The organism is Stenotrophomonas sp. PA-6-5C (genome assembly GCF_021605635.1).
Lineage (GTDB): Bacteria > Pseudomonadota > Gammaproteobacteria > Xanthomonadales > Xanthomonadaceae > Stenotrophomonas > Stenotrophomonas lactitubi.
This window is the reverse complement of the sequence record NZ_WKEE01000011.1, coordinates 37,860-55,370: the sequence shown is the minus strand read 5'-3', so window position 1 is coordinate 55,370 and position 17,511 is coordinate 37,860. Positions and strand designations below refer to the sequence as shown.

Annotated in this window: 32 protein-coding genes and 1 pseudogene; 8 read left to right on the top strand and 25 right to left on the bottom strand. The window is 64.8% G+C overall.

Annotation, left to right across the window (positions count from 1 at the left end; translation table 11 throughout):
- The first annotated feature begins 100 nt into the window (after positions 1-100).
- The 3 genes from GIW57_RS06905 to GIW57_RS06895 all read left to right on the top strand — a co-directional run bounded on the left by GIW57_RS06905 (position 101) and on the right by GIW57_RS06895 (position 2,212).
- A complete protein-coding gene (locus GIW57_RS06905) occupies positions 101-718 on the top strand; it encodes a hypothetical protein (RefSeq protein WP_236509615.1) in 618 nt (205 codons plus the stop codon).
- Positions 719-1,066: 348 nt separating this feature from the next.
- The gene (locus tag GIW57_RS06900; protein ID WP_100464950.1) at positions 1,067-1,498 is read left to right on the top strand and encodes a GNAT family N-acetyltransferase; all 432 of its coding nucleotides are present in this window, start codon (positions 1,067-1,069) and stop codon (positions 1,496-1,498) included.
- Between the two features lie 141 nt (positions 1,499-1,639).
- A complete protein-coding gene (locus GIW57_RS06895; RefSeq protein WP_236509613.1) occupies positions 1,640-2,212 on the top strand; it encodes a hypothetical protein in 573 nt (190 codons plus the stop codon).
- A gap of 90 nt (positions 2,213-2,302) precedes the next feature.
- Here GIW57_RS06895 and smpB read toward each other — a convergent pair whose 3' ends face one another.
- The gene (gene smpB, locus GIW57_RS06890; RefSeq protein WP_025878861.1) at positions 2,303-2,806 is read right to left on the bottom strand and encodes an SsrA-binding protein SmpB; all 504 of its coding nucleotides are present in this window, start codon (positions 2,804-2,806) and stop codon (positions 2,303-2,305) included.
- Positions 2,807-2,863: 57 nt separating this feature from the next.
- On the opposite strand from smpB, the gene GIW57_RS06885 reads away from it, so the two are divergent.
- Both GIW57_RS06885 and GIW57_RS06880 read left to right on the top strand, forming a co-directional pair.
- Positions 2,864-3,289: a type II toxin-antitoxin system RatA family toxin gene (locus GIW57_RS06885; RefSeq protein WP_025878862.1), complete on the top strand. Its 426-nt coding sequence runs from the start codon at positions 2,864-2,866 to the stop codon at positions 3,287-3,289.
- Positions 3,290-3,292: 3 nt separating this feature from the next.
- Positions 3,293-3,550, top strand: a complete 258-nt coding sequence (locus GIW57_RS06880; RefSeq protein WP_099820179.1) for an RnfH family protein — start codon at positions 3,293-3,295, stop codon at positions 3,548-3,550.
- Positions 3,551-3,586: 36 nt separating this feature from the next.
- Here GIW57_RS06880 and bamE read toward each other — a convergent pair whose 3' ends face one another.
- Positions 3,587-3,982 (bottom strand): outer membrane protein assembly factor BamE, encoded by a 396-nt coding sequence (gene bamE, locus GIW57_RS06875; RefSeq protein WP_025878864.1) that lies wholly within the window; start codon positions 3,980-3,982, stop codon positions 3,587-3,589.
- Between the two features lie 103 nt (positions 3,983-4,085).
- Between bamE and fur the strand changes: the two genes are divergently transcribed.
- On the top strand, positions 4,086-4,493 hold the full coding sequence (gene fur, locus GIW57_RS06870) for a ferric iron uptake transcriptional regulator (RefSeq protein WP_025878865.1): 408 nt from the start codon (positions 4,086-4,088) through the stop codon (positions 4,491-4,493).
- A gap of 57 nt (positions 4,494-4,550) precedes the next feature.
- Here the strand turns inward: fur and GIW57_RS06865 are convergent.
- The 23 genes and pseudogenes from GIW57_RS06865 to GIW57_RS06755 form a co-directional block, all read right to left on the bottom strand.
- A pseudogene (locus GIW57_RS06865) lies at positions 4,551-5,345 on the bottom strand (SGNH/GDSL hydrolase family protein); the annotation flags it as partial.
- A gap of 111 nt (positions 5,346-5,456) precedes the next feature.
- Positions 5,457-5,813, bottom strand: coding sequence for a Mor transcription activator family protein (locus GIW57_RS06860; protein WP_180845640.1), 357 nt, complete (start codon positions 5,811-5,813; stop codon positions 5,457-5,459).
- Positions 5,810-6,274 (bottom strand): regulatory protein GemA, encoded by a 465-nt coding sequence (locus GIW57_RS06855; protein WP_236509611.1) that lies wholly within the window; start codon positions 6,272-6,274, stop codon positions 5,810-5,812. The genes GIW57_RS06860 and GIW57_RS06855 overlap by 4 nt, the downstream gene beginning before the upstream one ends.
- Positions 6,271-6,447 (bottom strand): hypothetical protein, encoded by a 177-nt coding sequence (locus tag GIW57_RS06850; protein ID WP_236509609.1) that lies wholly within the window; start codon positions 6,445-6,447, stop codon positions 6,271-6,273. Before GIW57_RS06850 ends, GIW57_RS06855 begins: the two co-directional genes overlap by 4 nt.
- On the bottom strand, positions 6,437-6,907 hold the full coding sequence (locus GIW57_RS06845) for a hypothetical protein (RefSeq protein WP_236509608.1): 471 nt from the start codon (positions 6,905-6,907) through the stop codon (positions 6,437-6,439). The genes GIW57_RS06850 and GIW57_RS06845 overlap by 11 nt, the downstream gene beginning before the upstream one ends.
- A complete protein-coding gene (locus tag GIW57_RS06840; protein ID WP_236509606.1) occupies positions 6,900-7,268 on the bottom strand; it encodes a DUF2528 family protein in 369 nt (122 codons plus the stop codon). The genes GIW57_RS06845 and GIW57_RS06840 overlap by 8 nt, the downstream gene beginning before the upstream one ends.
- 8 nt (positions 7,269-7,276) lie before the next feature.
- Positions 7,277-8,182, bottom strand: coding sequence for a recombination-associated protein RdgC (locus tag GIW57_RS06835; protein ID WP_236509605.1), 906 nt, complete (start codon positions 8,180-8,182; stop codon positions 7,277-7,279).
- Positions 8,169-8,861 carry a hypothetical protein gene (locus tag GIW57_RS06830; protein ID WP_236509603.1) on the bottom strand — a complete coding sequence of 231 codons (693 nt, stop codon included), beginning with the start codon at positions 8,859-8,861 and terminating at the stop codon, positions 8,169-8,171. The genes GIW57_RS06835 and GIW57_RS06830 overlap by 14 nt, the downstream gene beginning before the upstream one ends.
- A gap of 1 nt (position 8,862) precedes the next feature.
- Positions 8,863-9,474 (bottom strand): DUF3164 family protein, encoded by a 612-nt coding sequence (locus GIW57_RS06825; protein ID WP_049403072.1) that lies wholly within the window; start codon positions 9,472-9,474, stop codon positions 8,863-8,865.
- A complete protein-coding gene (locus GIW57_RS06820; RefSeq protein WP_236509602.1) occupies positions 9,471-9,725 on the bottom strand; it encodes a hypothetical protein in 255 nt (84 codons plus the stop codon). Before GIW57_RS06820 ends, GIW57_RS06825 begins: the two co-directional genes overlap by 4 nt.
- Complete coding sequence (locus GIW57_RS06815; RefSeq protein WP_236509600.1) at positions 9,725-10,204, bottom strand: hypothetical protein; 480 nt, start codon at positions 10,202-10,204, stop codon at positions 9,725-9,727. Before GIW57_RS06815 ends, GIW57_RS06820 begins: the two co-directional genes overlap by 1 nt.
- The gene (locus GIW57_RS06810) at positions 10,201-10,428 is read right to left on the bottom strand and encodes a hypothetical protein (protein WP_197615196.1); all 228 of its coding nucleotides are present in this window, start codon (positions 10,426-10,428) and stop codon (positions 10,201-10,203) included. Before GIW57_RS06810 ends, GIW57_RS06815 begins: the two co-directional genes overlap by 4 nt.
- Entirely contained in the window at positions 10,421-10,696 is a 276-nt protein-coding gene (locus GIW57_RS06805) for a hypothetical protein (protein ID WP_201016728.1), read from the bottom strand. The genes GIW57_RS06810 and GIW57_RS06805 overlap by 8 nt, the downstream gene beginning before the upstream one ends.
- A complete protein-coding gene (locus GIW57_RS06800) occupies positions 10,686-11,075 on the bottom strand; it encodes a hypothetical protein (RefSeq protein WP_024957596.1) in 390 nt (129 codons plus the stop codon). The genes GIW57_RS06805 and GIW57_RS06800 overlap by 11 nt, the downstream gene beginning before the upstream one ends.
- A 1-nt stretch (position 11,076) precedes the next feature.
- Entirely contained in the window at positions 11,077-11,385 is a 309-nt protein-coding gene (locus GIW57_RS06795) for a hypothetical protein (RefSeq protein ID WP_201016729.1), read from the bottom strand.
- Complete coding sequence (locus GIW57_RS06790) at positions 11,385-11,624, bottom strand: hypothetical protein (protein WP_201016730.1); 240 nt, start codon at positions 11,622-11,624, stop codon at positions 11,385-11,387. The genes GIW57_RS06795 and GIW57_RS06790 overlap by 1 nt, the downstream gene beginning before the upstream one ends.
- The gene (locus GIW57_RS06785) at positions 11,617-11,853 is read right to left on the bottom strand and encodes a hypothetical protein (protein ID WP_236509598.1); all 237 of its coding nucleotides are present in this window, start codon (positions 11,851-11,853) and stop codon (positions 11,617-11,619) included. The genes GIW57_RS06790 and GIW57_RS06785 overlap by 8 nt, the downstream gene beginning before the upstream one ends.
- A gap of 1 nt (position 11,854) precedes the next feature.
- A complete protein-coding gene (locus tag GIW57_RS06780) occupies positions 11,855-13,030 on the bottom strand; it encodes an AAA family ATPase (protein ID WP_236509592.1) in 1,176 nt (391 codons plus the stop codon).
- Entirely contained in the window at positions 13,027-14,829 is a 1,803-nt protein-coding gene (locus tag GIW57_RS06775) for a hypothetical protein (protein ID WP_236509590.1), read from the bottom strand. Before GIW57_RS06775 ends, GIW57_RS06780 begins: the two co-directional genes overlap by 4 nt.
- 1 nt (position 14,830) lies before the next feature.
- Entirely contained in the window at positions 14,831-15,748 is a 918-nt protein-coding gene (locus GIW57_RS06770) for a DUF3102 domain-containing protein (RefSeq protein ID WP_236509589.1), read from the bottom strand.
- A gap of 14 nt (positions 15,749-15,762) precedes the next feature.
- A complete protein-coding gene (locus tag GIW57_RS06765) occupies positions 15,763-16,056 on the bottom strand; it encodes a helix-turn-helix domain-containing protein (RefSeq protein ID WP_111111865.1) in 294 nt (97 codons plus the stop codon).
- The gene (locus GIW57_RS06760; RefSeq protein WP_111111866.1) at positions 16,053-16,286 is read right to left on the bottom strand and encodes a hypothetical protein; all 234 of its coding nucleotides are present in this window, start codon (positions 16,284-16,286) and stop codon (positions 16,053-16,055) included. The genes GIW57_RS06765 and GIW57_RS06760 overlap by 4 nt, the downstream gene beginning before the upstream one ends.
- Positions 16,283-16,492 (bottom strand): hypothetical protein, encoded by a 210-nt coding sequence (locus GIW57_RS06755; protein WP_024957605.1) that lies wholly within the window; start codon positions 16,490-16,492, stop codon positions 16,283-16,285. The genes GIW57_RS06760 and GIW57_RS06755 overlap by 4 nt, the downstream gene beginning before the upstream one ends.
- A 113-nt stretch (positions 16,493-16,605) precedes the next feature.
- Between GIW57_RS06755 and GIW57_RS06750 the strand changes: the two genes are divergently transcribed.
- Positions 16,606-16,977 (top strand): helix-turn-helix domain-containing protein, encoded by a 372-nt coding sequence (locus tag GIW57_RS06750; RefSeq protein WP_236509587.1) that lies wholly within the window; start codon positions 16,606-16,608, stop codon positions 16,975-16,977.
- A gap of 78 nt (positions 16,978-17,055) precedes the next feature.
- Positions 17,056-17,475, top strand: coding sequence for a hypothetical protein (locus GIW57_RS06745; RefSeq protein WP_236509585.1), 420 nt, complete (start codon positions 17,056-17,058; stop codon positions 17,473-17,475).
- Positions 17,476-17,511: the final 36 nt, after the last annotated feature.

Sequence of the window (17,511 nt, the reverse complement as noted above, 5' to 3'; positions counted from 1 at the left end):
AATGCCTGATGATCAAGGACGACAAATGCACGAACGGCCGAACTGATCAATTTGTCAAATCGTTCAGGCAAACTTGTGGCAGGACGCGGGGGATCTGAAGATGCTGGAAGCTCTTTTCCTGGCGACTGCCAAGGCGGCGCCGGCGACCACTTCAGCGGCGAGTGCTGGCGACGACTGGAAGTGGCTGGTGCCGGTGGCCACGCTGATCCTTGGCTTCGCACTGAAGTGGTTGCAGGACCACTTCACTGACCAGGGACGAAGGCGGCACGAGAAAGACCTGCGTCGGGAACAGCGATACGACGCGCTGCGGATGCGGCGGCTCGACGCTGAGCGAAGCAATTTGTTAGCAATGCAGCCCCTGGTTGTGGCGTTGTTCCGAGCGGGGAGCCGACTCTACGAAGCAAAGAACCAGTCGATGGCGCTAGGGCGATCCTGGGCCGACACTCCGGTGGATGCGGAGCTCAAGCTTGAGCCAGGTCGCATAGCCTCCGAGCTTGTCCCGATTCGGGCGCGCCTTCATTCAACAAATGTCGTCGCTGAGTTTGATGAATTCATCGACTTCATGTGGGATGCACTTTCTTCCGACACGATAGACGAGGCTCGCGACAAATGGCGCATAGTCCAAAGCGCATTCAAGCTTGTTTCCGGGGCCATTGGTGAGGCCACTCGCCATCTCGAAGACGAGGATCGTCTGCTCGGCGATCCGCCGGCCAACTGAGAGAGGTGCCTTGCCAGCTTCAAAAGCTGGCAGAAAAGCTGGCACTACGCTGCCAATCGATGCCCATTTCTGCCCATGTGGCAGGCATGAACGAAAAAGCCCATCAAGCTAAAGCATTGATGGGCTTCGATATTTATGCAGCTTGGTAACCGGCGGAGATGGCGTCACGGGGACAATGCACCCCCGGTTTCTTCAAGTCCTGCAAGGTACAAGGCCTGGTTCGTGTCGCCACGATCAGTACCCGCCTAACGCTGCACATGCTACGCCAAAAAACCTGAACAGTCACCCGGCCCCATGGGGCGCCTGCTAGCATCGACGGTTCGTACAGTCGCCCATGGAAAGGACGGGATGAAGCTCGAAATTGCCGTGACCGACGCCCCCGGCACCCAAGCACTGGAGCTGATCGCCGATGGCCTGGATCAGTTCAATCTGGAGGCCGTCGGCCATGCCGATCGACGCACCTTGGCTGTGCTGGCCACCGATCCGGCCAGCGGTGAAGTGGTGGGTGGCCTGAGCGGGCGCACCTCGCTGGGCCTGTTGTTCATCGACCTGTTCTACCTGCCGGCCGCACAGCGCGGCAATGGCCTGGGGTCGCAGATGCTTGCCGCCGCCGAAGAGGAGGCGCGCAGGCGCGGTTGCCGTTCCGCCGTGCTCTACACCATCAGCTTCCAGGCGCCAGACTTCTATGTGAAGCATGGCTGGACTGTGTTCGGCCAGGTGCCGTGCGATCCGCCGGGCACCAGCAGGATCTTCCTCAGCAAGGACCTGTCTGTCGCTTGAGCGGCAGACGCACGGTATCCGTCACGTCAATCCGCAACATGTTGTAGAGCTTCCGTCATAGCGGATTGCTAACGTCGCGGGCACGAATTTGCGACACACTGGCCACGACCATTCGAGCCAGCACAGAGACGGAGACGGCCGGTGACCGAAGCAATGCAACAGCGCAGCCTGCGTCAGCTGGTTGGCCCGGTAGGGGCCGATTACCAGCGGCGGGCACTGCCGCCCGGCTGGGTCTGGGCGGTGCTGGCGGTGTTGCTGGCTGGAACGTGGGCAACCGAGCTGCCGGCGACGGCGGCAGCTGCGCTGATCGCCAGTGCAGTGGTGGTGCACTGGCCGCGGCGTGGCCGCCTCCATTGGCTGGGCTGGCGGCTGCCGGCGCTGGCGGTGCTGGCCGCGCTGTTGTGGGGCCCGGATATGCTGTCACAGTGGTTCGAGCACGGCCTGGCCTTGACCCTGATGTCGCTGGCCAGCCTCAGCATCGGCGTGCATGTCTGGCAGTCGCGGCAGTTGGCGCGGCAGCTGCAGGCGTCCGCCGATGCGATGGATGATGCCCAGCTGCTGGCCTTGCTGCCGGTTGACGCCGCGCGGCTGGCGCAGCAGTGGAGGGCCGGTGATGATCGCCACGCGCCGGAGCTGTCGGTGGTGATGCACCTGGCGGTGATGCACGCTGCGCTGTCACCGCGCCTGCGCGGGCAGGGCCTGCTGGCGGGCTGATCTGCGTCTTGTAGAGCCGAGCCTGCGCTCGGCTGCTTCTTTGCCGAAGCCGAGCATGGCTCGGCCCCACACGAAGACGGGCCGGCGTCCTTATGCGTCGCGGTTGCCGCGACGCATCACCCGCTGCTTCTCGATCGCCCAGTCACGATCCTTGGCGGCATCGCGCTTGTCGTGGGTCTGCTTGCCCTTGGCCAGCGCCACTTCCAGCTTGATCTTGTTCTTGCTCCAGTACATCGCGGTGGGCACGATCGTGTAGCCATCGCGCTCGACCTTGCCGACCAGCTTGTCGATCTCGCTCCGGTGCAGCAGCAGCTTGCGCTCGCGCCGGTCGTTGGCCACCACGTGGGTGGAGGCCTGGATCAGCGGGGTGATCTGCGCGCCGATCAGGAAGATCTCGCCATCCTTCACGTAGGCGTAGGCGTCGACGATGTTGCCGCGGCCAGCGCGGATCGACTTCACTTCCCAGCCCTGCAGCGCCAGGCCGGCTTCGAAACGGTCTTCGATGTGGTACTCGTGACGGGCACGCTTGTTCAACGCGATGGTCTTGTTGGCCGTCGCGCTCTTTGCTTTATCCTTGCCGGTGTTCTTGCTCATTTCCGTATTGTCTCCGATTCGGGCCCGCCCGGTCGATTGCCGAAGCGTCCTGTATTCATGCCTACTATCCGCCGCAGTGCCCTGGTCGAACATTCGGCCGCGCGCATGTTCGATCTGGTCAACGACGTCCAGGCCTATCCGCGCCGTTTCCGCTGGTGCTCCGACGCCCGCATCCTTGAGCAGGGCGAAGACCGGCTGGTCGCTCGCCTGGACCTGGGCCTGGGTTCGTTCAGTACCTGGTTCCAGACCGAAAACACCCTGCAACGTCCGCACAGCATCGACATGCAGCTGCGCGAGGGGCCCTTCAAGCAACTTCACGGCCGCTGGGAGTTCCATGCCCTGGCTGAAGATGCCTGCAAGGTCACCCTCACCCTGGACTTCGAGCCGAGCTCACGCCTGCTGGGCCCGGCGCTGGCGATCGGCTTCCAGGGCTTGGCCGATCGCATGGTCAACGATTTCGTCCGCGTCGCCGACGAGGGCTGAACGATGATCGAGGTCGAGGTCGTGCTGGCCTGGCCACAACAGGTGCTGTCGCGCCGGCTGCAGCTGGAGGAAGGGGCTACCGTGGCTGATGCAGTGGCAGCGGCCGGGCTCGAAGGCAGTGCCGACTGCCCGGCCGCTGCGGTGCATGGCGTGCTGGCGCGGCCGCAGCAGGTGCTGCTGGATGGTGATCGTGTGGAGCTGCTGCGTGTCCTGCAGGCCGACCCGAAGGACAACCGCCGGCGACGTGCGCGCGGCGGATGATCCTCAAGACCCGTCCCGAAGGACGGGCAGGATGGCTCAGCGGCCGCCCTTCTTCTTCTTGTCCTTCGGCAGATTGCGGCCGAACTGGCGCACGGTCTGCTGGGCAAGGGCCTTGTCGTTGGCCGGGAAGTAATCGCCGTCCCAACGGGTGACCACGTCATTTTCGAAGTACACGACGAAATTCTTCACGTCGGTACGGCCCAGGCGGTTCACGCGCTCGGTCGAGGTGTAGTCCCAACGCTGGGCGTGGAACGGATCCGGCACCGACGGGGTGCCCAGCAGGGCAGTGACCTGCTGCTTGCTTTGCCCGACCTGCAGTTTGGCAACGGCATCTTCCCGGATCAGGTTGCCCTGGTAGATGGGTTGCTTGTAGATGATGCCGCACCCGGTGGTGGACAAGGCGACGGCGGCGACCAACAGGAGATTGCGCATCGGGACTGGCGGTTGGGGAAATCAATCCGATGATACACTCCCGGCGTGCCACCGCGACCCAATCCGAGGCAGCTGGCGCTAAATCGCCAATGAACGGAGACCTATGGAAACCCACGACCTGCGTAAAGTCGGCCTGAAGGTGACCCATCCGCGGATGCGGATCCTGGCGCTGCTCGAGCAGCGCAATGCCCAGCACCACATGACCGCCGAAGACATCTACCGCCAGCTGCTGGAGCATGGCGACGAGATCGGCCTGGCCACGGTGTACCGGGTGCTGACCCAGTTCGAGGCTGCCGGCCTCGTGCTCAAGCACAATTTCGAAGGCGGCCAGGCCGTCTATGAACTCGATCGCGGCGGCCACCACGACCATATGGTCGACGTGGACAGCGGCAAGATCATCGAGTTCGAAAGCACCGAGATCGAAGACCTGCAGCGCAAGATCGCCGCCGATCACGGCTACGAGCTGGAAGAGCACTCGCTGGTGCTGTACGTGCGCAAGAAGCGCAAGTAAGCCCCGCAGCCAGCTGGTTGCGACGAAACCCCGGGCATGCCCGGGGTTTTTCGTTTGTCACCGTAGATCCACGCCACGCGTGGATGGCCCCATCAGGACCTCCAGATCCACCGCCTCGGCCATCGCCCGGTTCCCCGCATCGCCCGGGTGCAGGTGGTCGCCGGAGTCATAGGCAGCCGCCATCCGTGAAGGATCGGCCGGATCACGCAGGGCGGCGTCGAGGTCGATCACCGCATCGAACGGACTGTCCGTGCGCAGCCAGGCATTGAGCTGCCGGCGCTGGGCATCCTTGCCAAGGGCGTAGTAGTCGTCCAGCGGCGTGCCGGGCAAGGCACCGGCAAACGGTGTCAGGGTCGCGCCGAGGATGCGCAGCCCGCGGGCATGGGCGCGTTCGGCCAGGTCGCGGTAGCCGGCCTGCAGCTCGGCCAGGGTCGGCCGCGTCTCGCCGCGAGCAAATGCCGTGCCTGGCCAGCTGATGTCGTTGATGCCGATCAGCACGATCACACTGGCGACGCCGGGCTGGTCGAGCACGTCACGCTGGAAGCGGTCCAAGGCCGATTGTCCCATGCCATCGCGCAGCAGGCGGCCGCCGGAAATGCCCGCATTGACCACCGCCACGCTCTCTGGCGCCAGTCGCGCGGCGAGGTGATCGGTCCAGCGCTGGTCCTGATCGAGGCTGGCGGTGGCGCCATCGGTAATCGAATCGCCGATCACCACCACACTACGCGCGCTGGCCGCCGCCTCCACCTCGATACCCGACAACAGCAGGCGGGCCGTGGTGCTGCTGGCGCCTTGCAGCGCGGGCCATTGATGCTGGTCACCCGGCGCAATCCAGCTGGTCTGCCGCCCCTCCTGTTCAGGGGTGAGATATATCAGGGGGGGCTGCGAGATATCTAGCCGGAAGACCCCGGAAGAAGGCTGGCAATGGCGGATCGGGATGGAATGCCATTGCGCCTGGTGCAATCAGGGTGCGGTGCGGAACAGACTCATCTGATTGAGGTTGCGATCCCGGAAATTCGCCCTGGTGAGCAGCTTCCGAATCCCTTGCTCAGACATTCTGTATCGCTTCGCCAAACCCGGAACGGTAGCTCCATTGCGGTGGGCATCCAGTATCTCACGCTCGCGCGGGCTGAGCTTGAATGAGGCGTCCTGGGGAAAGTAGATGGTCTGGCCGCCCCAGTCTTCGGCCAAGGTATCCGCCACCGCCGCGCCGATCTGCTCTGCGAAGTCATCGCCGAGGCCGAGCGCGCGCGCAGCCGTAGCCGCCGCCGAAGCGGCATTGGCCAAGAGCTCGTTGCGGCGGGCCTCCATCGACTTCATGCCGAAGGAGCTTCCCGCCGGGCACGGCGATTGGCGTCGATCTGAAGAGCGGCAATCACTTTGGACAGCTGATCCGGGTTGCACCATTCCAGGCGTCCTACCTTGAACATGCGGCGGGCCACCGAATGTGCATATTCCCACTCGCGCCCCGAATCAGCCAGCAGCGCCTCGATCTTGGACAGCTGCGGGGACAGGTCGCCCTTGGGACGGCCGGCCCAGCGCTTGGCGGCATACGCTGCCTTGGCGGGGATGCCACCCAGGCGGCGCAACTCGTTGGCGATCGCATCGAGCTGCCGGCGATCGCACTTGCCGGCGCTGCGCTGGGCAACGCCATGCTCCCTGGATACACGCTCGACCAGGTCACGGTAGACGTCCTCGGAGAGGCCGAGCTTCTTGGCACCGGCGTGGATCGCGGCCAGTACCCGGTTACGGCCGTCGCCGGCCTTGCGAGCGCGGGTCATGCCTTGCTCCTCGCACCCTGAGCAGCTCGGAGGGCAGTCTGCCAGGCCGGAATCTCCAGGCCGGACTGATCCACAAGCCGCAGCAGGCCGTCGCGTGCACCAGGCACGATACGGCCACCGGCTTTCAGCACCTCAGCGACCTGGCTCTTCTTCGTCAGAGGATCACGGCGCATCAGCGGTTTCCTCCTCGCTGCCGGTTTCGGTCAGCTCCTGCTGGATCAGCAACAGCGTCCGCGTGCGGCACTCGTTGAAGCCGTCGCGCCATGCCTGACCGGGTGTCAGGTCGTCAAAAGGCCCTCCAATCTGTTCGCTCAACCACATCGGCGGCACACATTGATGCCAGTTCAGGGTGTTGGTCGGCAGCGGGAGCCGGAAAAGTGGGATGGTGTAGGTCGCCCGCATTACCGGCCAATAGCCGTTCTGGCTTTCACTGCCCAGCTCCATGAGGTCTGCCGCGACTGCCCGCCGCAGTTCGCGGTCGGCGAAGAACGCCGGCTTCGAACCGGCCGGCATCAGGTGGCTAAGAGCTGCATCCACCGCCGCTCGGACGGCCGAGCGTGACGGGCCGTTGGCCAAGGCTCGCGGCGCTGCCTTGTAGGCCCGCCATGCGGCTTCGTACACGGTCTCATCCATGAGGCACCTCCACTTCCTCAACCTGCATGTGGCAGGGATCGAGGTCGGGTCGGTCGTCCCAATCGACCAAGCGGATCCCGTGAGGTGATGGCCACCCTTCCAGCTGGTCAAACTCGCGCTGCATGCCTTCGGTCGAATAGCTGGAGTTCACGTCCAGCAACCACCCCATGAACTCGGCGCCAGCCATCTTGATGACGACCAGTACCGCGTCACCATCGGCTTCATCAAGGCGCTCTTCGGCGCCCGTCCAGAACTTGTTGATTTCCGCCGCCAGCTCCGGCGTCAGGATGCTGTGGTCGATCTCCAGCAGCACTTGGCCTTCGCCCCAATCACGTTCAATTCTGTAGCGCTTGATAGTCATGTTGGGCCTCACTGGGTCTTGGAAAGGTGGAAGGCCTGTTCCAGCACCAGGAACAGGCGGCGAATCTCGCCGCTCTGCAGGGCAAAGCGGGCGTCGAACTCGGCGCGGCGGCCGTCGGCATCGGCCTGCTCCAGTTGGGAGAGCGCGCCGTCCAGGAACTTCAGCTTGCGCAACACCAGGTCATCGCCCAGCTCGAAGGACAGCGCGTCCTCCAGCACCAGGGCCAGCTTGGTGACCTGCTTGCCGGCATCCAGATGCTTGTCGATCTCGTCGCTGCGCAGTTCCTGGTCGCTGCAGCGCACCTTGGCGCCACCCTCGACCGGATCGCGCAGCTCGGCGGACTCTCCAAGGGATAGCCCGTCCGGCAGCGGCTCGCCAGCGATCCAGCCGGTCAGGATCGAGCGCGGCGCGACCTGGGCATTCAGAGGGACTGCCGGGAAGCCGCCCAGCAAGCCGCGGATATCGGACACGAAGGCCTCACCCACCCTGCGGCTGGAGGTGTCCACGGCCACATAGCCGTTGGCAAGGTCCACAATGGCATCGTGGCGGCTGTTCTTGACGAAGGCCTTGGGCAGCAGCTCGTGCAGGATGTCGTCCTTCATGCGCTTGCGCTCACCGCCATCCGGTCGACGCCCTTGTTCCTGTTCCATGACCTGAAGACGACTCTCCAGCGCACGGTTAACCACCGCGCTGGGCAGAATCTTGTCCTCGCCACCCACCGTCAGCCAGAGGAAGTCGCCCTGTCGGCACGACAGGCGCTCCTGCTCCTCGCGGCCGAAGGGGGAAATGAAGCCGCGCGAGTTCATTTCCAGCGGTCCAACCGGCTTCAGCACGCCATACGGCAGCACGGATTCGACTTCGGAGAAGTCGGTGCTGGTCGGAAAGCGGAACAGCACCAGGTTACGTACGAACATGGTCATTCTCCGAGGGGTTGAGGGAGTAGCGGCCCTGCCACACCACCACCGGCGGATGGAGCAATAGCTTGAGAATGGCGTCGATGGCCGCTTCCGCCTGTGCTTCACACTTCTCGGCCATGCCATGCCCGACCTGGCGAGCGATGGCCACGGCCACGTTCTGCTTTGTCTGCGGGTCGCGCAGGCCACAGATGAAGTCGAGTCCGTCCATTCGCCGGATCGCCTCGGCCGTGGTCTCAGTCATCGCGCCCACCGCCTGCTGAGCGCAGGGACCGCACATGGGCGACTCGGGCGCACCGGTGGGCATGTCGCAGTTGACGCAGGCATGACGCGGCCCGGTGGTGGCCACCTCGGGGTCGGTGCGTTCTTCGAAGTGCAGAAGCGCCGGCTGGGAGATGTGGCGCTTCAGGCGCCAGGGCAATGCGTCTCCGCGCGCCTCGATGTACCGCACCGCCTGGCGGATGGCATAGCGAGCAGCGGTCGCGTCTTCGCCCTGGATGTTGCCGCAGGTTGCATCGAAGAAGCGCAGCCCGTCCAGCTTCACGGCCGTCGCGTGGATCTCCACGTCAGCCCGTGCAGCACGGTCGGCGATCTCCACCGCCAGAGCCAAGGTGCTGGCATTCAGGGCACCGCGAACGCCGTCGAAGCGGAAGGTGCAGGTGTCTCGGATCTTCGGCATGTCAGACTCCGGCCACGTCGAGGGAAATCGGCTGGTACTGACCCCGTGCATCGCGCTCGTAGAAGCGCACGTAGGTCTTGCTGCCCACCACCGTCACCGCATCACTGATCGCGGTCATTGCCCGCTGCCAGCGGGCGTCATCGAACTGCAGCCGGCGCAGTGACAGCACCTCTGCCGTCTTGATGCTGCCGTCCTGGCCCACCTTGAAGGCGCTGTTGACCAGGGTGCGCAGCTCAGCGCGTGAGCCTTCGGTCCAGTCGTTCAGGCACTCATCGATGAGGGCCTTGGCGGCCTGCAGGCGCTCATCGAACTGGATGGTGTCCTGGCAGGCGCGCAGGATCTTGAAGCGGCCATCGTAGGAATACAGGCTGACGTTGCCCTTGTCGCCGCCGATCTTGGCGCCGTACTGCTCGCCGCTGAGCTGCACGAACGCGCCGATATCGGCGAACGTGTCCGCCTTGAAGGTGCGCAGGGCTTCGCGCAGCTCCAAGGCGCGCTGAATCTTCTCCTGCACCAGCTGGTCACGCGCCAGATCGATCGGCTTGATCTGTGCCTCGGGTACCAGCCGACCGTTACGGTCCTCGCGGTAGCCTTCGGGGATGGATGGGGTCATTGGGCGCCTCCTTGGGCGGCGGGGGTGACAAACGGTTGGTTGGGCCGAAGGACGTCGGGGACGCCTTCGACGTGGATAGGGCTGGCGGCGGTGAACCAGTCGGCGCGCCAGCGGCGGGCGGCGTCCAGCGAGATGCCGAGCAGGCCGGAAATGCGCTGAGGGGTGAGCTGGCGCGGGTTCTGCGTACGGGCCCACAGTGCAAAGCGCATCGCGCGAAGGTGGTCGTAGCGCTGGCGGCCGGTACGTGCCATCACTCCACCCCGCCGAAGATGCGATCGAAGTGGCTATGCAGCGAATCGACCAAGCGACCACCGAGGTAAGGCGGCAGCTCGCCTTCCAGATCCTCCTGGGACTGGCACACGGTGCCGATGGAGGGCGTCAGCGGGCCCTTGTCGAAGGCGGGGCCTTTGTAGCCGCCAGCAGCGGATTGGGCCTTCTGCGTCCCTGTCGTACCCGGCCGAGTGCCGCGCACGCGCTGTGCCTGCGCGGCGGCCAACTCCGTCGGGTCGATCTTCCAGTCGGGGTTGAGGCGGTAGTTGCGGGCCAGCCCTTCGCCAACGCGCAGGATCATTCCGCATCGCACCGCCTTGGCGACCGCGTTGGACACGTAGCCGCGGTACTGGAAGCCGTGCTCCATCACCCGGTCGATCAGGTCGTCAGACCGGACCACGCTGGCGCCCAGCGACAGGGCGATAGCGTGCTGCAGCGCGGGGCTGGGGATGGCGCTCATGGCTGGACCACCTGCGGCTGGGTGATGCCCGCTTCCGTGCGCGTCAGTACAATGACCGGCGCCGGGCTGGGCGTGGTGCGGGCAACCACGCAAACCACCGCGCGGTGCTTGCCGTCGACCTTGCTGCGCGCCTGCGCGTCTTCGATCGCCTTGGCCGAGTCGGCGAAGGTGTCGCCACCCACCCACTCTGCAGGGACCACCAGGAATTGGCCGCGCTCAGCCATGTGCCACCTCCTTCAGCATCGGCGGACGCTGGGTCCACTCCAGCTGCACGCCCTGGTACTCGGCGGCCATCACGCGGTCCTGGCCGCCGCTGCCGTTGGGCTGGCGGCGCTTGAGGTGACCACCGACCATCGTCGGCGGGCGGTCCAGGACCAGCACCGCGCGACGGCCATTGCTGTGCAGGCCCAGGATCTCGATGCCGCTGTTCTCCAGCTCGCGTGCGGTGTTGGCGGCGGCATACAACACGTCGGAATTGCGTTCATGGTTCATGGTTGGATTCCTCGTCGGTAGCGGGCTTGTCCAGCCCGAGTTGTCCGTACAGATCCGGGAGCGCAACGCGCTTCATTGCGCTGACTTGCTCCAGGGAGGTCATGGCGCGCCCGACCAGAAAGGTGCAGGCGCGGTCCAGTTCGGCCGCACTGGCGGCCAGGTGGTAGCCGTGAGCCGGGTGGGCGCAGATTGGGTGCCCCTCGCGCCGCAGCTGCTCGATGATCTGGCGCAGGCGGCGCTCGTCGGCGGTGCTGGTACGTGAAGTGATCTGCTGCACCAAGTCGCGGGCGGTGATGCCATTGACGGCGCCACGGCGGCCCTGCAGCTGCAAAAGCACCGTCTGTGGGGACAGCTCTTGCGGTAGCAGGGCCAGCTGCATGTCAGATGGCCCCCCGATCAATGCCGGCGGCGATGGCCAGGTCGAGAATCTCGTCCAGTTCCAGCAGCCAGCGCTTGCTGGTGCTGTGCGCGATCACCACCACGCCGCTGTGGATCCAGACCTCGACCGAGTACTCGCGCCCGGTTTCAGGGTCGTGCACCTGGACTTCTCCCACACGCGACGCTGTCGGGAACGTGTGGTAGTCCTGTACCAGCGTCCCGATGGACTTCTTCCGCTGGGGATGCTGGGCACTGTGGCGCTGGCGGTTGCGCACTTGGCCGAGGCAACGCTGGAGGGTCGGAACGGCCATCATTCCTCCTCGTCGTCATCGCCGTCGCGCAGCTGGTCGACCAGCGCACGCAGCTGCTGCAGGTTGAGGCCGTCCAGCAGCGAAGCCATGCTCTGGCCATCGCGCCACTCAATGCCCGCGCGACGGAACAGGTCCCGGTGCATCACCGTCACCTGCTGGTCGGGAAGCTCGGCATCGCGCATCAAGTGAAAAGCGAAGCTGCGCAGGTACTGCGGCCCAGAGGTATTGAAATCAACCATGAGACACCCCCTCGCGCTGTAGCACATCAGCTGGAACATGCGCGGTGATGCGCTCCCAGTTGGCGCGCGGCACGATCACCACCTGCAGGATGTCCACATTCACCGGTGCGGGGCGGTCCTGCATTTCAAAGGGAACCGCGACAACACGCGTCGCAAGCGGCCACTGCGCCGTCATCGGTTCAACCACCATGCCTTCTACGGCCGGCCAGCCTTCGGTTCGGATCGCCATCTCACACCCCCCGCACAACGTCAGCAGTGACGGTCGGCACGCCCAGGTCGGCGGCGCGGTTCATCGCAGCGGTCAGTGCGTTCTGGACCGCCAGCGGATACAGCAGCGACCCGGCGCCGCGCGAAGGAACCAGCTTGGTGCGCAGTGCATCGATGGCACCTTGGTCCACCACCTTGTCCAACGGCACCTGGGCGCGCTTGAAGCGGTGTGCCAGGTAGGCGCCCAGCTCGTTGTCCAGCGGCGGCAGCGTGATGATCTCGATACGCTGCACAACCTCGCGAACCTCCGGGTTGTGCTCGGAGAGCTTCACACCCAGCTCAGGCTGACCGATCAGGATCACCGACAGCAGCGGGCGCAGGCCGTCCTTCAGCTCGCGGAAGCGCTTGAGGTGCTTCAGGGTCGGCAGCGGCAGGCTGTGGGCCTCTTCAATCACCAGGACGTGGCTGTGGCCGGCGCGGGCGCTGTCACGCAGCGACTCGTGCAGCTGGCGGAAGCGGGCTTCGGGGCTGCTCTTGGGCTTGGCCAGCGGCGCGACGGCGGCCATGATCGCCTCGGCGATATGGTGGCTACGCAAGGTCTTGCCCACTGCATCGCTGCCCTCGCTGGCCAGCACGTAGGGCTGGATCACAATGACCGCCTGCTCTTCGCGCTGGATGCGATCGACCAGGTCTTCGCGCAGCGTGCTCTTGCCAGCGCCACTTTCGCCGATCACAGCAGCGAAGCCGCCGTGGCGGGCCACCTGGTACATGCTCTCGCGGACATAGCGGATATCCGGCGACAGGAAGACCTCTTCGGCACTGGTCGGATCGGCGAAAGGATTGGTGGTGAGGCCGAAGTGACGCTTGGCCTGTGGAGTCAAAGCCTGAAAACGCAGTAGCATGGGATCTTCCTCGTCGTGAATGTCGTTGTCGTTTTCGGTGTCTTGCGGTGGGGAAACCGGGGCTGGCGTGACCCCGCACGTCGGCCCCTCTTTTTCATGCCAGGCGGCGTCGGTCACGCCGTGCTGGGTCAGGCAGGAACTGATGGCAGCGCGCACCGCTGCCGGGTCGCAGCTGGTGGGCAGCTGGCCGTGGTTGATCAGGGCGTTGAGGGCCGGACGGCTCAGACCTGCAGCACTGGCCAGGTCTCCCTGCTTGATGCCGGCCTCGGTGAGCAGGCGCTTCAGACGCAGCGTCATGCGGCACCTCCTTCCACCAGGCGCAGACCGCCACGCTCAGGCGTTGCCAGGGTCTTCGCCCAGGATTCGACCTGATCCACAGGCAGGCCGTCAGGCCAGCGCTGAGCGGTGCGGGCATAGTGATCGGCCGTCCAGGCCGAACCCGCCGCCTCCAGCAGAGGCTTCAGGCGCATGGCCGCTTCCACATGGTTCAACGGCGGCAGCTCGGCCCTGATCGACGCGGGCTCAATGCGCTGGGCGGCAAGCACTTGCGGTGCATCGACCTGGGCGATGCGGCCCGAGCGAGGCAGGCTCGGTGCCACATTGGCCTCGCGCAGGTGCTTCATCGGGTCCACCTGACCACCGAAGGCCACACGCTTGGCCTTGCGCGCCACCACTGCCTCGGCATCGGTCTGGACCTGCATGGCAAGGCGGTCCAGTTCCTTGCGGGCTGCGTCGGCCGGCGTCTCTGGAGCCGTCCGATACTCACTGCCCACCTGAGCAGCGCTGTCCAGGAAGCCCCAGTCATCGCGGCCAATGCGCGGCGCGATGTAGTGCACGGGCGCACAATCCTGCGTACCCGGCATCAACACCCTCACGCTGCCGTCCGGATCCAGCGCATTGACCACCACGTCCACGCGCTGGCCGTTGATGAGGCCGGGTACTCCACGCACGTCGTACTGCTGCGCACGGAAGCGGATCATGCAATCGCGCACGGTGCAGGCCTTGGGCGCGCTGGTGGCCAGCTGCCGCAACACCTCCACGGCCGGGGCAAGGCGTAGCTGGTCCGGGGTGATGCGCAGCCACCCATCACGGCGCGTGTAGCCGGTGCGGCTGTGGGTACGGGTGGCGTTATAGGCCTGCGCCCATTCCTGGGCCAGGGTGTTGATTTCTTCCAGGCTGGTGACCGGGGCGCGCAGCTTGAGCAGAGCCTCGAAGTGCGTTTCGATCAGGTAGTTGGCGTTTTCGACCTGTCCCTTGGCGCGTGCATTGCCCACTTCGTTGATGATCGGCTCGATGCCGCAGGCCGCCAGGAAGCTGCTGGTGCTGGTGGCCGTCATGGCGCTGCCCGGATCCATCATCAACAGCTTGGGAACGCCGTGCATCGTGCCGATCTCGCGACGGGTCATCGCATGGATCAGTGCCGAGAGCAGATTGGCGCTGCTTTCGGCGCCCAGCACATAGAACAGCTCGATCGCGCCGCTGGCATGGTCGGTGATGGCATAGCGCCACAGCCGCCGTTCGGCGATCTTGGTGAAGTTGCCTGGCTTGCCGCGGTAGAACTCGCGCTTGTCCATCACCCGTGTGCCGTCATCGGCCAGGTAGAACTGCCGGCTGACCGAGGCGTCGATCTGCCACAGGTGGTTGGGATGCGGAGAAGACAGGCGTGCAGCCGGTGTTGCTGCTGCCAGCTGATCACGGTGGAAACCGTAGTGGCGGATGGCACGGCAGATCGCCGAGGTGCTCAGCTGCACCACCTCGCCGGTACCCTTGTCTACGCGCATCGCCTCGATCTTGCCGTTGGCGCGCAAGGCATCCACGGCTTCTTCAACCGGCAATGCGCCGGTACCGGTCAAGCGACGGGTTTCCTCCACGAGGGCCGCGATAGAGGCGGCTTCATCGCGGGTGAGGGACAGTTCGCCCGCGTCGGACCTGCGCTTGCGGGGCTTGAGAGCCGCCGTCACCTTGGACAGGTGACGGTAGGCGGTCTGGACCGAGCATCCCAGCTGCTCGGCCAGCGCGGAGGCAATGCGCCCCTTGCTGCCGTGCGGCGCCGCCAGCAACTGGCTGGCCGCAGCCTGGATGAGGACCTCGGACACGTCAGATCCCCGTGTCGTTGGTGACAGGGATCGCGATGGCCAGATCCTCATCGTCGCGGGCGATGCGCACCGACGTGAGGAGGCGGCCAATCACGTCGCTCAGGAACCGTGCTGCGTCCTCTTCGACGTGGTTGTCACAGGCGAAGTCGGCCAACGCCTGGAAGGAGGCGCGCAGGCCGCTGCCCTCGCTGCCGATGGCAGCCAGAACGTTCTGCTCGGCTTCGGTGACCGACTGCTTGAGTGCGACCAGTTGCTCGTCGGGCGTGGCGGCCTTCCAGCGGTGCTGCGCCTTGAGGGTCTTCTCAGATTCCTTGTTCAGATCATCACTCAACTTGTTGATGCGCTGATCTTTTGCGTCGGCATCGGCCCTGGCTTCGCGCAAAGCGGCACGCAGCTGGCTGGCGCTCATGCGCTCCACATCGTCCACGGTGATGCCAGCAACCGACTCGCCGGATTCGAGGGCCTGCAGGTCTTCGTCGTCCAGAACCGCCAGTTCCAGAACCTTGGCTTGGGTACCGGCGGCCTTCAAAAGTGACACCGTGTCACTTTTGGAGAACTTCAGGGCGACGGTCATCAGGCGCGCCGCCGTCCGGTAGTTGAATCCTCGCGTGGCAATCTGTTCCTGGAACTCACCATGCGCGGTCTGCTCTTTGATGAGCAGCAGGCCCCGGCCCATTTCGAGGATGTCCTCGACGGAGCGGCGTTGGCGGTATTCGACCATGCTCCAGAGCGAGTCGGTGTCCAGGGCGCCCGCGTAGCCCAGCGTGGTGGCCAGGCTCTTCACCTGCGCTTCGGCCTGCGCCATCACCTGCAGTTCCTGGCTACGCTCGACCAGCTTTCCCGCATCCAGCTCCGTGCCTACCGGCTCAGCCTGGGCGAGTGGCTTGGCGCCGCGCTTGTTGGGTTGCTTCTCTGCCATTTCGATCCTCGTCATCAGTTGGGGCTACGGCTGTAGCGGTTCTTGAAGTCGTCCAGTTGCCGCTCTTCACGAGCCACCTCGGCTTGATGGGCCAGGGCGATCTGGACAATTCGGGGGGACAGGCGCCAGTTGTCCTGATCGAAGGGGGAGCGTTCGACCAGGCCGTCCTCGGCCAGGCGCTGCAGGTTGCGCAGCGTGGTGCTGGGTGATTCGCCGATGCCGTCGGCAATGGGCTTCAGGCGCAGACCGGTGCGGCTGTGCCCGGCCAGGGTGAACAGCAGTCGGGTGAAGATGCTCTGCTCGCTCATGCCGCAGCGTCCTGCTGGCGGCGCGCCAGCTCCCTCAGGATCCGGACGGCGCGGCGGTCGGCTGCGTCAACGGCGCCGGCCAGCGGCAGGGTGAGCGCCAGCGGATCTTCCGACTCGACGGCGCGCTGCCAGTTGTTCACGGCGGTGGCGTACTGGTCACGGGCCGAGGCAAGCAAGAGCTCCAGTTCGCGGGTCGGCACTTCGTCTAGGGGGCGGCCGGCGGTGCTCATGCGGAAGCACTCAGGCCTGCGGCCTTCAGCAGCCGGCGCCGCAGGGCCTGACCCTTCGGGCCATTCCAGCGTCCGATGAGGACGTCTCGGGCGTTCTGCGGCGGGACGCCGTTCTCCATGCACCAGCCGCGGAGACTGGTGCCCTTGCCAACGAAGGCGGTGCGGACCTTGAGGTGAAGATCCAGGCTGGGGGCGGGTTCGCTCATCGCGTGTATCCTTTGATCCTTGTTCCATTGGTTGGCTGCTTTGGGCGCTGCCAGTGGAAGTAATCATGGTACGGATTTCCGTGCCTGTCAACACATATGGCATGGAATTTCGTATGACGATCGGAACCCGTCTTAAGAGTGAGCGGGAACGCTTGGGCCTCACGCTGCCTGAGTTCGCAGAACTCGCTGGCGCGAAGAAGAACACCGTGATTGATTGGCAAAGAGATGCATCCAGCCCTCCTGCCGCCAAGCTGGCTGCGCTTGCCGATGCGGGAGTGGATCCGCTTTACGTGCTGACGGGGCAACGCAGCATCGCGCGCCCCGGCATGACGAACACTGAGATAGAGCAGTTCAATGACGTGGTGGATACGTTCTGGGCGCTGTCCGATCCCGGTCGCGTAATGGCCTTGAACATGCTGACTGCACTGCTGGCAAAGGAAACCCAAGAAGGGTCTTCTCGGGGACTGCGTAAGCCAAAGACCTGAGTCCGTAGATGACCTGCTAGTGAGCTTAAAAGGGCGCATTTTTCAATGCGCAGAATTCAAATCGGACAAGGAGGCTTCATGAAGAAGTTGGTTTTTTTGCTTGTGGTTCTGTTGGTCTTGCTCGGTGCAAAGGCGGTAATTGGCCAGGACTTCAAAGACCAGAATCTCAAGCATCTAGTCATCGGAAAAACAACGCTGAGCGAGGCGTCCGCCCTCTTGGAAGCGCCGCCACTGCGATCGTCGGTTGGGGCAAGCGGCGCTACTGGCTACACCTGGCAATACATCCAGTCGAAAGCCAGTCTTTGGACTGGCAATGTGCGCAGCTCCAGTAAGCAGGTCATCCTGGTCTTCAATACTGATGGAACATTCCAGAGAATTTTCCAAATGGATGGCATCCAGCTCCCGCCTGAGGACCTCGAGAGGCTTTTCAGTCAGCCTGCTGCCGAGCACGCGCACAGGCAACAGAACCAAGTGAATTCACGAGCTGTTCCAGACTGACTCGGGGCGATCGAGATCTGACGGTCCGCCCGTTGT

Coding starts and splice junctions, on each gene's coding strand:
- fur (WP_025878865.1), top strand. CDS start 4,086: ATGGAAACCCACGACCTGCGTAAAGTCGGCCTGAAGGTGACCCATCCG.
- GIW57_RS06830 (WP_236509603.1), bottom strand. CDS start 8,861: ATGCCGAAGATCCGAGACACCTGCACCTTCCGCTTCGACGGCGTTCGC.
- GIW57_RS06835 (WP_236509605.1), bottom strand. CDS start 8,182: ATGTTCGTACGTAACCTGGTGCTGTTCCGCTTTCCGACCAGCACCGAC.
- GIW57_RS06805 (WP_201016728.1), bottom strand. CDS start 10,696: ATGAACCATGAACGCAATTCCGACGTGTTGTATGCCGCCGCCAACACC.
- GIW57_RS06745 (WP_236509585.1), top strand. CDS start 17,056: ATGAAGAAGTTGGTTTTTTTGCTTGTGGTTCTGTTGGTCTTGCTCGGT.
- GIW57_RS06900 (WP_100464950.1), top strand. CDS start 1,067: ATGAAGCTCGAAATTGCCGTGACCGACGCCCCCGGCACCCAAGCACTG.
- GIW57_RS06820 (WP_236509602.1), bottom strand. CDS start 9,725: ATGGCACGTACCGGCCGCCAGCGCTACGACCACCTTCGCGCGATGCGC.
- GIW57_RS06780 (WP_236509592.1), bottom strand. CDS start 13,030: ATGACGCTGCGTCTGAAGCGCCTGCTCACCGAGGCCGGCATCAAGCAG.
- GIW57_RS06755 (WP_024957605.1), bottom strand. CDS start 16,492: ATGAGCGAACCCGCCCCCAGCCTGGATCTTCACCTCAAGGTCCGCACC.
- GIW57_RS06850 (WP_236509609.1), bottom strand. CDS start 6,447: ATGCGCCGTGATCCTCTGACGAAGAAGAGCCAGGTCGCTGAGGTGCTG.
- GIW57_RS06855 (WP_236509611.1), bottom strand. CDS start 6,274: ATGACCCGCGCTCGCAAGGCCGGCGACGGCCGTAACCGGGTACTGGCC.
- GIW57_RS06905 (WP_236509615.1), top strand. CDS start 101: ATGCTGGAAGCTCTTTTCCTGGCGACTGCCAAGGCGGCGCCGGCGACC.
- GIW57_RS06815 (WP_236509600.1), bottom strand. CDS start 10,204: ATGAGCGCCATCCCCAGCCCCGCGCTGCAGCACGCTATCGCCCTGTCG.
- GIW57_RS06790 (WP_201016730.1), bottom strand. CDS start 11,624: ATGGTTGATTTCAATACCTCTGGGCCGCAGTACCTGCGCAGCTTCGCT.
- GIW57_RS06800 (WP_024957596.1), bottom strand. CDS start 11,075: ATGCAGCTGGCCCTGCTACCGCAAGAGCTGTCCCCACAGACGGTGCTT.
- GIW57_RS06785 (WP_236509598.1), bottom strand. CDS start 11,853: ATGGCGATCCGAACCGAAGGCTGGCCGGCCGTAGAAGGCATGGTGGTT.
- GIW57_RS06885 (WP_025878862.1), top strand. CDS start 2,864: ATGCCTACTATCCGCCGCAGTGCCCTGGTCGAACATTCGGCCGCGCGC.
- GIW57_RS06880 (WP_099820179.1), top strand. CDS start 3,293: ATGATCGAGGTCGAGGTCGTGCTGGCCTGGCCACAACAGGTGCTGTCG.
- GIW57_RS06795 (WP_201016729.1), bottom strand. CDS start 11,385: ATGGCCGTTCCGACCCTCCAGCGTTGCCTCGGCCAAGTGCGCAACCGC.
- smpB (WP_025878861.1), bottom strand. CDS start 2,806: ATGAGCAAGAACACCGGCAAGGATAAAGCAAAGAGCGCGACGGCCAAC.
- GIW57_RS06840 (WP_236509606.1), bottom strand. CDS start 7,268: ATGACTATCAAGCGCTACAGAATTGAACGTGATTGGGGCGAAGGCCAA.
- GIW57_RS06765 (WP_111111865.1), bottom strand. CDS start 16,056: ATGAGCGAGCAGAGCATCTTCACCCGACTGCTGTTCACCCTGGCCGGG.
- GIW57_RS06825 (WP_049403072.1), bottom strand. CDS start 9,474: ATGACCCCATCCATCCCCGAAGGCTACCGCGAGGACCGTAACGGTCGG.
- GIW57_RS06860 (WP_180845640.1), bottom strand. CDS start 5,813: ATGAAGTCGATGGAGGCCCGCCGCAACGAGCTCTTGGCCAATGCCGCT.
- GIW57_RS06770 (WP_236509589.1), bottom strand. CDS start 15,748: ATGGCAGAGAAGCAACCCAACAAGCGCGGCGCCAAGCCACTCGCCCAG.
- GIW57_RS06750 (WP_236509587.1), top strand. CDS start 16,606: ATGACGATCGGAACCCGTCTTAAGAGTGAGCGGGAACGCTTGGGCCTC.
- GIW57_RS06845 (WP_236509608.1), bottom strand. CDS start 6,907: ATGGATGAGACCGTGTACGAAGCCGCATGGCGGGCCTACAAGGCAGCG.
- GIW57_RS06760 (WP_111111866.1), bottom strand. CDS start 16,286: ATGAGCACCGCCGGCCGCCCCCTAGACGAAGTGCCGACCCGCGAACTG.
- bamE (WP_025878864.1), bottom strand. CDS start 3,982: ATGCGCAATCTCCTGTTGGTCGCCGCCGTCGCCTTGTCCACCACCGGG.
- GIW57_RS06810 (WP_197615196.1), bottom strand. CDS start 10,428: ATGGCTGAGCGCGGCCAATTCCTGGTGGTCCCTGCAGAGTGGGTGGGT.